Origin of the sequence: Serratia sp. CY52157 (genome assembly GCF_052168495.1) — a bacterium.
In the GTDB taxonomy this organism is placed as follows: domain Bacteria; phylum Pseudomonadota; class Gammaproteobacteria; order Enterobacterales; family Enterobacteriaceae; genus Serratia; species Serratia ureilytica.
Map to the genome: position 1 here is coordinate 39,265 of NZ_JBJNMO010000005.1, position 14,103 is coordinate 53,367.

The 14,103-nt window shown below is 59.6% G+C and carries 8 protein-coding genes; 1 reads left to right on the forward strand and 7 read right to left on the reverse strand.

The window, feature by feature from the left end:
- Window positions 1-295: 295 nt before the first annotated feature.
- The 4 genes from lpdA to pdhR form a co-directional block, all read right to left on the reverse strand.
- On the reverse strand, window positions 296-1,720 hold the full coding sequence (lpdA, locus tag ACJ8IP_RS16840) for a dihydrolipoyl dehydrogenase (RefSeq protein WP_033644926.1): 1,425 nt from the start codon (window positions 1,718-1,720) through the stop codon (window positions 296-298).
- 233 nt (window positions 1,721-1,953) lie between these two features.
- Complete coding sequence (aceF, locus tag ACJ8IP_RS16845; RefSeq protein WP_033644691.1) at window positions 1,954-3,834, reverse strand: pyruvate dehydrogenase complex dihydrolipoyllysine-residue acetyltransferase; 1,881 nt, start codon at window positions 3,832-3,834, stop codon at window positions 1,954-1,956.
- Window positions 3,835-3,847: 13 nt separating this feature from the next.
- Entirely contained in the window at window positions 3,848-6,511 is a 2,664-nt protein-coding gene (gene aceE, locus ACJ8IP_RS16850) for a pyruvate dehydrogenase (acetyl-transferring), homodimeric type (RefSeq protein WP_089197421.1), read from the reverse strand.
- Window positions 6,512-6,676: 165 nt separating this feature from the next.
- Window positions 6,677-7,441 carry a pyruvate dehydrogenase complex transcriptional repressor PdhR gene (gene pdhR / locus ACJ8IP_RS16855; protein WP_004937490.1) on the reverse strand — a complete coding sequence of 255 codons (765 nt, stop codon included), beginning with the start codon at window positions 7,439-7,441 and terminating at the stop codon, window positions 6,677-6,679.
- 631 nt (window positions 7,442-8,072) lie between these two features.
- On the opposite strand from pdhR, the gene ACJ8IP_RS16860 reads away from it, so the two are divergent.
- The gene (locus ACJ8IP_RS16860; RefSeq protein ID WP_004937488.1) at window positions 8,073-9,449 is read left to right on the forward strand and encodes an amino acid permease; all 1,377 of its coding nucleotides are present in this window, start codon (window positions 8,073-8,075) and stop codon (window positions 9,447-9,449) included.
- Between the two features lie 63 nt (window positions 9,450-9,512).
- Here ACJ8IP_RS16860 and ACJ8IP_RS16865 read toward each other — a convergent pair whose 3' ends face one another.
- From ACJ8IP_RS16865 to ACJ8IP_RS16875, 3 genes are read right to left on the reverse strand one after another with little or no spacing between them, the layout of a single operon-like run.
- Window positions 9,513-10,748: a cytochrome c gene (locus ACJ8IP_RS16865; protein ID WP_046687796.1), complete on the reverse strand. Its 1,236-nt coding sequence runs from the start codon at window positions 10,746-10,748 to the stop codon at window positions 9,513-9,515.
- Window positions 10,745-11,299: a (2Fe-2S)-binding protein gene (locus ACJ8IP_RS16870; protein ID WP_015379038.1), complete on the reverse strand. Its 555-nt coding sequence runs from the start codon at window positions 11,297-11,299 to the stop codon at window positions 10,745-10,747. Before ACJ8IP_RS16870 ends, ACJ8IP_RS16865 begins: the two co-directional genes overlap by 4 nt.
- Window positions 11,296-14,085, reverse strand: a complete 2,790-nt coding sequence (locus tag ACJ8IP_RS16875) for a xanthine dehydrogenase family protein molybdopterin-binding subunit (RefSeq protein ID WP_164057074.1) — start codon at window positions 14,083-14,085, stop codon at window positions 11,296-11,298. The genes ACJ8IP_RS16870 and ACJ8IP_RS16875 overlap by 4 nt, the downstream gene beginning before the upstream one ends.
- Between the last annotated feature and the right edge of the window lie 18 nt (window positions 14,086-14,103).

The window sequence follows — 14,103 nt, forward strand, 5'->3', positions numbered from 1 at the left end:
TGTCGATGTCCTGGACTGTAAGGTACAGTGCCCGGTTCCGCTCAGCCAGCATATCAGGATTTGAAACGGTTGTTAATTCGTTCACATAAAAGCAACATTAAATCTTTGCTGAATCGTTGAGCGCAGCGTAATCGGCTGCCGGACAAACAGGGCATTATATCCACATAATTAAAACGGATATAAGCATGAGGATCGGAATTTGGCGCAGCGGCCACAAAAAACCGCGTTCTGCATCTGAGCAAAAAAAAACGGCCCCTTCTCAGGAGCCGCTTGTTAACCGGTCAAACCAGCAGAATTACTTCTTCTTGGCTTTCGGGTTAGGCAGATCGGTGATGCTGCCTTCGTAGATTTCCGCCGCCAGGCCCACGGATTCGTGCAGGGTCGGGTGAGCGTGGATGGTCAGCGCGATGTCTTCCGCGTCGCAGCCCATCTCGATAGCCAGACCGATTTCACCCAGCAGCTCACCGCCGTTGGTGCCGACAATCGCGCCACCGATGATGCGGTGAGTTTCTTTGTCGAAGATCAGTTTGGTCATGCCGTCTGCACAGTCGGAAGCGATCGCACGGCCGGAAGCCGCCCACGGGAAGGTGGAGGTTTCGTAGCTGATGCCTTTCTCTTTCGCTTCTTTCTCGGTCAGACCCACCCACGCCACTTCCGGCTCTGTGTAAGCGATGGATGGGATCACTTTCGGATCGAAGTAGTGCTTCATGCCGGCGATAACTTCTGCGGCGACGTGGCCTTCGTGCACGCCTTTGTGCGCCAGCATCGGCTGACCGACGATGTCGCCGATGGCGAAGATGTGCGGCACGTTGGTGCGCAGCTGTTTGTCGACGTTGATGAAGCCACGCTCGTCAACTTCAACACCGGCTTTGCCGGCATCCAGCAGTTTGCCGTTCGGCACGCGGCCGATCGCCACCAGCACCGCGTCGTAACGCTGTGGCTCTGCCGGCGCTTTTTTACCTTCCATCGTGACGTAAATGCCGTCTTCTTTGGCTTCTACCGCGGTCACTTTGGTTTCCAGCATCAGGTTGAACTGCTTGCTGATACGTTTGGTGAAGACTTTCACCACGTCTTTATCTGCCGCCGGGATAACCTGATCGAACATTTCAACGACGTCGATCTGTGAACCCAGCGCATGGTATACGGTGCCCATTTCCAGGCCGATGATGCCGCCGCCCATAACCAGCAGACGCTCTGGGACGGTTTTCAGCGCCAGCGCATCGGTAGAATCCCACACGCGTGGATCTTCATGAGGAATGAATGGCAGTTGGATCGGACGAGAACCTGCAGCGATGATGGCGTTGTCGAAGTTGATGGTGGTTGGGCCGTTTTCGCCTTCAACAACCAGGGTGTTAGCGCCGGTGAACTTGCCCAGGCCGTTGACCACTTTCACTTTACGGCCTTTCGCCATGCCAGCCAGACCGCCGGTCAGCTGAGTGATGACTTTTTCTTTCCAGACGCGCACTTTGTCGATGTCGGTTTTCGGCTCGCCGAAAACGATGCCGTGTTCGGCCAGCGCTTTGGCTTCTTCGATCACTTTGGCAACGTGCAGCAGTGCTTTGGAAGGGATACATCCCACGTTCAGGCAAACCCCGCCCAGAGTGGAATAACGTTCAACCAGAACGGTTTCAAGACCTAAGTCAGCGCAACGAAAGGCTGCAGAGTAACCTGCCGGGCCCGCCCCAAGTACCACGACCTGAGTTTTAATTTCAGTACTCATCATGACCTCTTAATTGATTGTCCGGCGGGTCAGACGTCATTTTTATTGCTAATCGATCTCATAACGCCCTTCATCCACCGGGACGCTTACACCGCGAGCAGTTTACAGAATTGTTAATAATCTGCAAAGCGTGTTCGAGTGACCCGTGTCTCAACAATTTTGTCGAGTTATGCAAAATCCGACAAAACTGCTACAGAATCGTCAGGGGCGCAGCATGCTGCGCCCCTTTTGCATTACATCACCAGACGGCGAATGTCGGACAACATGTTGTTGATGATGGTGATGAAGCGCGCACCATCGGCACCGTCGATAACGCGGTGGTCGAAGGACAGCGACATCGGCATCATCAGGCGCGGCATGAACTCTTTACCGTTCCAGACCGGCTCCATCGCAGACTTGGAGACGCCCAGGATAGCCACTTCCGGCGCGTTGACGATCGGCGCGAAGTGAGTCGTCCCGATGCCGCCCAGGCTGGAGATGGTGAAGCAGCCGCCCTGCATCTCGCCCGCGGTCAGCTTGCCGTCGCGCGCTTTCTTGGAGATGGTCATCAGCTCGCGAGACAGCTCGGTGATGCTCTTCTTGTTCACGTCCTTGAACACCGGAACCACCAGGCCGTTCGGGGTATCTACCGCCACGCCGATGTTGATGTATTTCTTCAGCGTCAGCTTCTGACCGTCTTCGGACAGCGAGCTGTTGAAGCGCGGCATCTGCTCCAGAGCGGCAGCGACGGCTTTCATGATGAACACGACAGGCGTGAACTTCACGTCCAGCTTGCGCTTGGCCGCCTCTTCGTTCTGCTGCTTGCGGAACGCTTCCAGATCGGTGATGTCGGTTTTGTCGAAGTGAGTCACGTGCGGGATCATCACCCAGTTGCGGCTCAGGTTCGCGCCAGAGATCTTCTGGATGCGGCCCATTTCGACTTCTTCGATCTCGCCGAACTTGCTGAAGTCCACTTTCGGCCATGGCAGCATGCCTGGCAGACCGCCGCCGGCAGCAGCCGGGGCCGCTTCAGCGCGTTTCACCGCGTCTTTCACGTAAGCCTGAACGTCTTCGCGCAGGATGCGGCCTTTACGACCGGTGCCTTTCACTTTCGCCAGGTTAACGCCGAATTCACGCGCCAGACGACGAATGACCGGAGTCGCGTGCACGTAGGCCGCGTTCTCGGCGAACTCGCCTTTGTCTTCAGCTTTCGCAGCCGGAGCGGCGGCTTTAGCGGCGGCCGGCGCCGGCGCAGCGTCCGCTTTAGCGGCTGGAGCGGCGGCAGCGGCAGGCGCAGCGCCTTCCACTTCGAACACCATGATCAGGGAGCCGGTTTTCACTTTGTCGCCGGTCGCGATCTTGATCTCTTTCACGGTGCCCGCGAACGGTGCTGGCACTTCCATGGAGGCCTTGTCGCCTTCCACGGTGATCAGAGACTGCTCGGCGGCAACCTTGTCGCCCACCTTGACCATCACCTCGGTCACTTCGACTTCGTCACCGCCGATATCCGGCACGGCGACGTCTTTAGCCGCAGAGGCCGCAGGCGCTGCGGCGGCAGCCGGTGCTTGCGCCGCAGCCGGGGCCGCAGCGGAAGCGGCGCCGGCCACTTCGAACACCATGATCAGGGAACCGGTTTTCACTTTGTCGCCGGTCGCGATCTTGATCTCTTTCACGGTGCCCGCGAACGGCGCAGGGACTTCCATGGAAGCCTTGTCGCCTTCCACAGTGATCAGGGACTGCTCGGCTTCCACCTTGTCGCCCACTTTCACCAGGATCTCGGTCACTTCGACTTCGTCGGCGCCGATATCCGGCACAGCAACGTCTTTGGCCGCAGCGGCAGCCGGGGCAGCTGCTGCCGCCGGTTTTTCTTCCGCTTTCGCCGCCGGTGCAGCTTCCGCTGCGCCTGCCGCTTCGAAGATCATGATCAGTTTGCCGGTTTCGGTTTTATCGCCGACCGCCACTTTAATCTCTTTCACCACGCCCGCCTGCGGGGAGGGCACTTCCATGGAAGCCTTGTCGCCTTCCACGGTGATCAGCGATTGTTCCGCTTCAACTTTATCGCCGACCTTCACCAGAATCTCGGTGATTTCGACTTCATCTGCACCGATGTCCGGTACGTTGATTTCGATAGACATTATTCAGTACCTCTTAGGCCAGACGCGGGTTAACTTTTTCCGGGTTGATGTCGAATTTCTTGATTGCATCAGCAACCACGGAAGCTTCGATCTCACCGCGTTTAGCCAGTTCACCCAGAGCAGCAACCACCACGTAGGACGCATCGACTTCGAAGTGGTGACGCAGGTTTTCGCGGCTGTCCGAACGACCGAAGCCGTCGGTGCCCAGTACGCGATAATCGCTGGCCGGCACATAAGTACGAACCTGTTCGGCGAACAGTTTCATGTAGTCGGTAGAGGCTACCGCCGGCGCTTCGTTCATCACCTGAGCGATGTAAGGCACGCGTGGCGCTTCGGTTGGGTGCAGCATGTTCCAACGCTCGCAATCCTGGCCGTCGCGCGCCAGTTCGGTGAACGAGGTCACGCTGTAGGTGTCGGAACCCACGCCGTAGTCCTTCGCCAGGATCTGCGCAGCTTCGCGCACGTGGCGCAGGATGGCGCCGGAGCCCAGCAGCTGCACCTTGCCTTTGCTGCCTTCCAGCGTTTCCAGCTTGTAGATACCCTTGCGGATACCTTCTTCCGCACCCTGCGGCATCGCAGGCATGTGGTAGTTTTCGTTCAGCGTGGTCAGGTAGTAGTACACGTTTTCCGGGTTGTCGCCATACATGCGCACCAGACCATCGTGCATGATGACCGCCACTTCGTACGCGTAAGCCGGATCGTAAGAGATGCAGTTAGGGATGGTCAGAGACTGGATGTGGCTGTGGCCATCTTCGTGCTGCAGACCTTCGCCGTTCAGGGTAGTACGGCCCGAGGTCCCGCCGATCAGGAAGCCGCGCGCCTGTTGGTCGCCCGCTGCCCAGCACAGGTCGCCGATACGTTGGAAACCGAACATCGAGTAGTAGATGTAGAACGGAATCATCGGCAGATCGTTGGTGCTGTAGGAGGTCGCTGCGGCAAGCCAGGAAGAGGCTGCGCCCAGTTCGTTGATGCCTTCCTGCAGGATTTGGCCTTTCTCGTCTTCTTTGTAGTAAGCAACCTGCTCACGGTCCTGCGGGGTGTACTGCTGGCCGTTCGGGCTGTAGATACCGATCTGACGGAACAGACCTTCCATACCGAAGGTACGCGCTTCGTCGGCGATGATTGGCACCAGGCGATCTTTGATCGACTTGTTCTTCAGCATCACGTTCAGGGCACGCACGAAGGCGATAGTGGTGGAGATCTCTTTGTTCTGTTCTTCCAGCAGCGAGCTGAAATCTTCCAGCGCCGGCATTTCCAGCTTCTGGGTGAACTCCGGCAGACGGGTAGGCACGTAGCCTTTCAGCGCCTGGCGACGTTCGTGCAGGTATTTGTACTCTTCGGAATCTTTCTCGAAGGTGATGTACGGCAGTTTTTCGATGTCAGCATCGGCAACCGGCACGTTGAAACGATCGCGGAAGTGGTGAACCCCTTCCATGTTCATTTTCTTCACCTGGTGAGCGATGTTTTTACCTTCCGCGGTTTCACCCATGCCGTAACCTTTGATGGTGTGGGCCAGGATAACGGTCGGTTTGCCTTTGGTGTCCTGCGCTTTTTTCAGTGCAGCGAAGATTTTCTTCGGATCGTGACCACCACGGTTCAGCGCCCAGATTTCGTCGTCGGTCATGTCTTTGACCAGCGCCGCGGTTTCCGGGTAACGGCCGAAGAAGTGCTCGCGCACGTAAGCGCCGTCTTTGGATTTGAAGGTCTGGTAGTCGCCGTCCAGGGTCTCGTTCATCAGCTGAACCAGTTTACCGCTGGTGTCTTTGCGCAGCAGCTCGTCCCAACGGCCGCCCCAGATCACTTTCAGCACCTGCCAGCCTGCGCCGGAGAAGATGCCTTCCAGTTCGTTGATGATCTTGCCGTTACCGGTGACCGGGCCGTCCAGGCGCTGCAGGTTGCAGTTGATGACGAACACCAGGTTGTCCAGCTTCTCGCGGGTGGCGATGGTGATGGCGCCTTTGGATTCCGGCTCATCCATCTCGCCGTCGCCCAGGAAGGCGTAAACGGTCTGCTCAGAGGTGTCTTTCAGGCCGCGGTGTTCCAGGTATTTCAGGAACTTCGCCTGATAGATGGCGCTGATTGGGCCCAGGCCCATGGATACGGTCGGGAACTGCCAGAATTCCGGCATCAACTTAGGATGCGGGTAAGAGGACAGGCCGTTGCCGTGCACTTCCTGACGGAAGTTGTTCATCTGTTCTTCGGTCAGGCGGCCTTCAAGGAAGGCGCGCGCGTAAACGCCCGGAGAGATGTGGCCCTGGAAGTAGACCAGGTCGCCGCCGTCTTTCTCGTTGCGTGCGCGGAAGAAGTGGTTAAAGCAGACTTCATAGAAGGTCGCGGAAGACTGGAAGGAAGCCATGTGGCCGCCCAGCTCCAGGTCTTTCTTGGATGCGCGCAGAACGGTCATGATCGCGTTCCAACGGATCGCAGAGCGAATGCGGCGTTCCAGATCCAGGTTGCCTGGGTAAGCCGGTTCGTCTTCTACCGCGATGGTGTTGACGTAGTTGTGCGCTGCAGCACCGGCCGCAACGTTAACGCCGCCTTTGCGGGCTTCTCCCAATACCTGATCAATCAGAAACTGAGCTCGCTCAACACCCTCTTCACGGATGACCGATTCGATCGCCTGCAGCCAGTCGCGGGTTTCGATCGGATCCACGTCATTGTTTAAACGTTCTGACATGGTGGTATTCCTTATCTGTCTAATGGTTTGTTTGGAGCCTGTCTTCCTGTGCTCTGTGAAAAAACACACGAAGACAGGCCCATCAGTTTAGTTGCCGCTTAAGTACTTAACTAAGTACCTCGAACTTAACCCCCGCAGGCTGGTGTACCCTGAAGAGGACAGCTCTTAATCCTTGCGTTGCTGGAGACGCCGCAGCGATCTCTCGCGCCGAGTATGCTCCCGGCTGAGATCCAGCAAGATTTCCTCGATAAACGCCAAGTGGCGATGCGAGGCTTCACGGGCCTTTTCCGGCTCGCGTGCCACAATCGCCTCAAAAATTCCGGCGCGGTGGCTGCTCACTTTTGCCAACATCTCACGGCGCGAGTAGAGCAATTCAAAGTTCTGACGCACGTTCTGTTCCAGCATCGGCCCCATGCAGCGTAGCAGGTGAAGTAACACAACGTTGTGAGCGGCTTCAGTCACGGCGATTTGATACTGCATGACCGCATCGGCTTCGGCGTCGAGATCGCCGCTGTCTTGAGCCTGTTGAATCACGATGTGGCAGTCGCGGATGCGCGCCAGATCTTCATCGGTGCCGCGCAGCGCCGCGTAATAGGCGGCAATGCCTTCCAGCGCGTGACGGGTTTCCAGCAGATCGAACTGTGATTCGGGATGGTCGGCCAGCAGCTCGGCCAGCGGATCGCTGAAGCTCTGCCACAGATTAGTTTGCACGAAGGTGCCGCCGCCCTGACGGCGCAGGAGCAGCCCTTTCGCTTCAAGGCGCTGAATGGCCTCTCTCAGAGAAGGACGGGAGACATCAAATTGTTTCGCCAGCTCGCGCTCCGGAGGCAGTTTTTCGCCTGGGCGCAGTGTCCCCTCGAGGATCAGGTATTCGAGCTGTTGCTCGATAACATCTGACAACTTGGGTTGGCGGATTTTGCTGTAGGCCATGAGTGAATTCTTCTCTGCGAATGGCGCGGAGTCAATTGGTAATACCAATTTCAAAAACGTGACGGTAAAGTAACAAAGTATTCACCTCCTGTCCATACGGGCCTTGATCGAAATCAGGTTACCCGCACATTTTAACACCCCGCTGAAAACCCCGCTGCAAACCGGTAACGCCGTGATGGTATTACCATTTACGCGGCGGGTTGGGGATTTAACTTTTACCAAACCTTACGCAAGGCAGAGTGCAAACTTTTTGCCCGAGTTTTATTGCATGGTTATTACGCTTTAATGAATGGCTATTTGGCGAACAGCGCAACGGCGGTTCGTTCATTATTTGAACGCGGCCCACCGTTCAGATCTACGTTATTTTTGCGCATTATGTGATTTGTTGCTTATTTCATGCACTGAATCCCCCCTGCCGTCACACAACCCGCATTTTGTTTCCTAAACTGCTGCAATCTTAATCACTCACACGACAAAGCAGGTGCAAACCGACGCGCATAACATTATTCTCTGCCAAACGGTAGCGGCGCCGTGGAATTAATAGCTATAACGCCGTAAATAAAACAAAACACACATCGTAACCACTGCTTTACAGGCAGGTGGGCATTCACAACGACAGAGGGTTAGATTGATGGATGGTCAACAGCATGGTGACCAGCTGAAGCGCGGCCTGAAAAACCGCCATATTCAGCTCATCGCCTTAGGTGGCGCAATCGGCACCGGGTTATTTCTCGGTATCGCTCAAACAATAAAAATGGCCGGCCCGTCAGTGCTCCTCGGCTACGCCATCGGCGGCTTCATCGCGTTTCTGATCATGCGCCAGCTGGGGGAAATGGTGGTGGAAGAGCCGGTCGCCGGTTCCTTCAGCCACTTCGCCTACAAATACTGGGGCAATTTCGCCGGCTTCGCCTCCGGCTGGAACTACTGGGTGCTGTATGTCCTGGTGGCGATGGCGGAGCTGACGGCGGTCGGCATCTACGTACAGTACTGGTGGCCGGAGATCCCCACCTGGGTTTCCGCCGCGGTATTCTTCCTGGCGATCAACGCCATCAACCTGGCCAACGTGAAAGTTTACGGCGAGATGGAGTTCTGGTTCGCCATCATTAAAGTGGTGGCGATTATCGGCATGATCGTGTTCGGCGCCTACCTGCTGTTCAGCGGCATGGGCGGCCCGGAAGCCACCGTCACCAACCTGTGGGCGCAGGGCGGGTTCTTCCCGAACGGCGTCATGGGCCTGGTGATGGCGATGGCGGTGATCATGTTCTCCTTCGGCGGCCTCGAGCTGGTCGGCATCACCGCCGCCGAAGCCGACAACCCGCAAAAAAGCATTCCGAAAGCCACCAATCAGGTGATCTACCGCATCCTGATCTTCTATATCGGTTCACTGGCCATTCTGCTGTCGCTGTACCCGTGGGGCAAAGTGGTTGAAGGCGGCAGCCCGTTCGTGCTGATCTTCCACGCGCTGAACAGCAACCTGGTGGCGACCGTGCTGAACATCGTGGTGCTCACCGCCGCGCTGTCGGTCTACAACAGCTGCGTCTACTGCAACAGCCGCATGCTGTACGGCTTGGCGCAGCAGGGCAACGGCCCGAAAAGCCTGCTGAAGGTCGACGGCCGCGGCGTGCCGGTGGTGGCCATCGGCATTTCCGCCCTCGCCACCGCGCTGTGCGTGCTGATTAACTACCTGATCCCGGGCCGCGCCTTCGAACTGCTGATGGCGTTAGTGGTATCGGCGCTGGTGATCAACTGGGCGATGATCAGCCTGGCGCACCTGAAATTCCGCGCCGCCAAAAACCGCGAAGGCGTGGTGCCGAAGTTTAAAGCGTTCTGGTACCCGTTCAGCAACTACCTGTGCCTGCTGTTCATGGCCGGCATCCTGGTGATCATGTACCTGACGCCGGGCATTCAAATCTCGGTGCTGCTGATCCCGGTATGGGTGGCGATCCTGGCCGTCGGTTACGCCATCAAACAGCGCAGCCAGCGTGTCGACGGCGTCACCAGCCGTTGAATCCCGTGACCGCGCAATAAAATGGCCCGCAGATGCGGGCCATTTTTTTCGTCTGAACGCCGCTTACTTGCGCAGCGCTTTCACCTGCTCGGCGGTGACGTCCGCCGGCAAACCGCCCCAGGTCACCCGCAGGTAGTTTACCAGTTCCGCCACGTCGGCATCGCTCAGACGCTCGCCGAAGCCCGGCATGCTCTGCATGCTTTCACCGTTCGGGAACTGCTGGGCCGGCAGGCCGTCCAGCACCGACACGATCAGGTTCTTGCCGTCCGCCTGGCGCAGCGTGGCGTTATCGCGCATCGCCGGTGCGACGTGCGGTTTGCCTTCGCCTTCGCGCGCATGGCAGCCGGCGCACTGATCCAGATAGGTCATGCGCCCGGCATCGCTGCCCTGCCCCATTTTCACCGGCACTGCCGCCGGCGGCTGCTCGCCCATCAGATACAGCGCCAGCGCCTGATGGTCTTCCGGCGTCAAATGACGGGTGCTGAGATCCACCACCATATGCATCTCACTGAAGGCCGAACCCTGCGGCGCGAGGCCGGTGCCGAGGAAGCGGCTGACGTCCTGCGGCGTCCAGCCGCGCTGCGCCAGGCCGTGCGGCGTAATGTCCGGCGCCATGAAGCGGCCGAGATCGCCGCCCTGCATCGGCTTGCCGAGATCCATCTGCCCCAGCGCGCCGCGCGGCGTGTGGCATTCGCCACAGTGGCCCAGCACGTCGGCCAGATAGCGGCCGCGCTGCCATTGCGGCGAGCTGCCCTGCGAACTGGCCGGCAGCGGATCCTGGCTGCGGAACAGCAGATTCCAGCCGATCAGCGCCATGCGCTGGTTGAACGGGAACGGCATGTCGTTGGCCGGAATGGCCACGTCCACCGCCGGGCGCGTCATCAGGTAAGCGTAGATGTCATCGGCGTCCTGACGCGAAATGCCCTTGTACGAGGTGTAAGGCATCGCCGGGTACAGGTGCCGTCCGCCCGGCGCCACGCCCTGCGTCAGCGCCAGGAAGAAGTCGTCCTTGCTCCAGCGCCCGATGCCGTGGTCGGCCGACGGCGTCAGGTTGCTGCCGTAAATCGTGCCGAACGGCGTGTCCAGCGGATAGCCGCCGGCCAACGGCGCCCCGCCGCTGGCGGTATGGCAGGCGGCGCAGTCGGCGGCCTGCGCCAGATAGCGGCCGCGCGCGATCTGTTCGGCGCTGGCGGTCACCTGCTGCACCGGGCCGTCGTAACGGCGGTTTTCCCGCCACCACAACAGCGCAATCACCACGATCGCCACCAGCACAATCAACATTGCGAGACGTTTTTTCATTGCGCCGTCTCCTTCAGCAGGCCCGGCGTTTTCAGCACCACGTCGCGCACCGCTTCGTAGTAGCGCACGTAGCCGGTGCAGCGGCAGATGTGGCTGTCCAGCGCCTGCTCGATGGCGTTCTCCAGCTGATCGCGGGCGATCGGCTCACGCTTGAGCTTTTCCACGAAGATGGTGGCGGCGTTGACGAAGCCTGGCGTGCAGTAGCCGCACTGGAAGCTGTAGTGCTCCAGAAACGCCTGCTGGATCGGCGACAGCTCAACCACCTCCCCCTGTTCGTCCACCCTGGCGTGGCCTTCGACGGTGCGCACTTTCTTGCCGTTGAAGAAATGCGCGCCGGTGATGCAGGTGCGCACCTCTTCGCTGGTGCCGCTCGGGTGATCGACAATAGCCACGCAGGCGTGGCAAATGCCCTGCCCGCAGCCGAGGCGCGAACCGGTCAAATCGAGATACTCGTGCAGGAAATCGATCATCATCAAGCCTTCCGGCACCTCGATCGGGCCGTACTGTTTCTCGTTGATGGTCAGGGAAATCGGCTGGGTTTTAATGCTCATTGTAATACCTCACGAATATTTTCTGCACGAACGGGCAAATCACGGAAACGGTGGCCGGTGGCGTCGGCAATGGCGTTGACCAGCGCGGCCACGATCGGGATCATCACCACTTCCGCCATGCCTTTCGGCGGATCGGTTTCCGACAGCGCCGGCAGGATGTCGCCGCTCTGTTTCCATACCGCCACGTCGCTGGCGCGCGGCAGGTGGTAACGGTTGAAGTTCCAGGTGCCGTTGCCCGGGCCGTCTTCGTACAGCGGTAAATATTCGTGCAGCGCATGGCCGATGCCCATCGCCAGCCCGCCCTGCAGTTGGCCGGAAACCAGTTCCGGCACGATGAGGTTGCCACACTCCATGATCGAGTGGTGATTCAGCAACTCCACCTGGCCGGTGGCGATATCCACCGCCACTTCCGCCAACGTGCCGACGGCGCTGTAGTAGGTCACCGCCGCATTGTTGCGCTGGGTCGGCGGGTAGTAGACCTGCCCGCGCGCCAACGGTTTGAATTCGCCGCCGGCGTTGCGCAGCGCCATGCCGTCGATCGGCAGGCGTTCGCTTTTGCCGTTCAACGTGAAATCGGCCTCCGCCCACTGCCAGCGGTTGAACACATGCACCGCCGCGCCGGTGACGCCGCCCATCTGATAAGCCGTCTTGGCCAGCAGCTCGAGGCTCAGCACCGACATGCCCGCCGCCGTCAGGCCGCCTTCGACCCAACGCGCATCTTCGCGCCGCACCACCAGCGGCGCCGCCTGGCCGCCGCCGATACCGGCCTGCCACAGCGCCATCGCCGCCGGCCACAGGCCGTGATCGAAGATCAGGCGCGCCGCTTCGCGGGTGCTGTGCGAGAAGTAATAGGCCGAGTTGCTGGCGCTCGACGGCGAACAGTAGCTCGGCGTCCAGTTGGGGTTGGTTTGCAGCTTATCCTGCTCTTCCTGCGACATCAGGTAAGGATCGCCGCTGGTGACCATCGGCAATACCGACCAGTCGGTGACCGAGAAGTGCGCTTCGTCGGCCGGTTTGCCCAGCCACTGCGCGCACAATACCGACTGCGAGGTCGACATGCCGGTGCCCATCTCCGCGCCGCTGTGATGCAGGGTGATGCTGCCGTCTTCGCTCAGCTCCACCCGGGCGAACGAGGTTTCCGCCCCGGTGCCGAAGTCTTTCTGCACGCAGCCGAAGCCGACGCCATAGCGCTTGCCGGGATGGCGGCTCTCAAACTCGGCCTTGCGTTCGGCGCGCTTAAGCCATATCTCATGCTTCGCCGCCTTTTCCAGCACTTCATCGGCGCGGATCGCACCGGCCGGGATCGCCCCCTGGGTGTTTTTCATGCCGGATTTCAGCACGTTGCGCAGGCGGAACTCGATCGGGTCAATCTTCAGCTCGGCGGCCAACTCATCCACCATCATCTCAGTGGCGGCCATGCTCTGCAGCGTGCCGTAACCGCGCGCCGAACCGGCGTCGATGGCGCGTGAAGCCAGCCCGACCGACGACAGATCGCTTTTCGGGAAGTAGTAAATCGACTGGGCGGCGGTTGCGCCGACCATCACCACCGAAGGGGTAAAGTTGCTGCGACCGCCGCCGTCCGCGGTCATGTCACCGAGGAACGACTGCATGACGCCGGTCTGCTTATTCACCGCGATGCGGTAGTTCATGTCGAACGCGTGGCGCTTCAACGCCGTCTGGAACTGTTCGAAGCGATCGTTGGCCAGGCGCACCGGGTGGCCGTCGCCATACATCGCCGCCACCGCGCCGTAATACGGGAAGTTGTAGTGGTCTTTCGAGCCGTAGCCCACGGTATAGCACGGGTGCAGGATCAGCTGTTTCACCGGCGGATTGCGCTTGGCCAGCATGCGCGGCATCTCGTCGGCCACTTCCTGCGGCGACTGAGTCGGCACCACCAGATGCAAGGTTTGCGTCTGCGCGTCGAACCAGCCGTTGGCGTTGTCCGGCTCCAGCGCCGAGGTGTCTATCGACTGCGTGGTGTAGCGGCGCGACATTACCAGCCAGTCGGCCGGCGGATTCGCCAACTCGTCGGCGATCATCCCTGCATAGCGCATGCCTTCCTGATCCAGCTTGCCGCCCTCGCGCCCTTCCGGCCACACCGGCAGGTGTTTTTTCATCGACACCGGGAAGATCGGCGTGTCCTTCAGGCTGGAGAAACGATCGTCGTCGAACGGCTGTTCTCCCCCCACCCGCACATAGCGGAAGCTGCCCCAGGGATCGCGCTCGAGCGGGCCGGTCACCGCGCCGTATTTGATGGTTTCTTCGCGGAATTTCAGCTTGTCCTTGGCGAAGCGGAAACGGGCGAAGTCGTGATAGATCAGGATCGCCACCGCCTGGCCGAGGTAGGCCGGGGTTTTGCCGCTCGGCAGCAGCATGTCATCACCGTAGAACGCCGGAAAGGCCAGGCCGTCGCGCGCCAGATCTTCCGCCGTCACCAGGCGATCCGGTTGCAGATCGTCCCCCAACAGCGACAGATCGACCCCTTCGAACAACCGGTCGGCTTTGGTCACGCGCAGAATGAAGGCGTGCGCCTGTTTCTGCGGCCAGTGCGGCATGTCCACCGCGCGGATGTCGCGCGCGAACACCTTCTGCCCCATGACCTTGGCGCGGCCGTCGATACGGAAACGCACGCGCTTGGCCTGCGGATCCCAATTGGGCGACTGGAGGATTTTTTGCTCGAACAGCGCGGCGTAGGCGCGGCTGTACAGGGGCGCGAGGTACACGGATACCCCCGCAATCACGGCGCTTTTGATAAAGCGACGCCGCGACGGGTTGAAATTGCTCATAAATAAGTCCTTCACGTC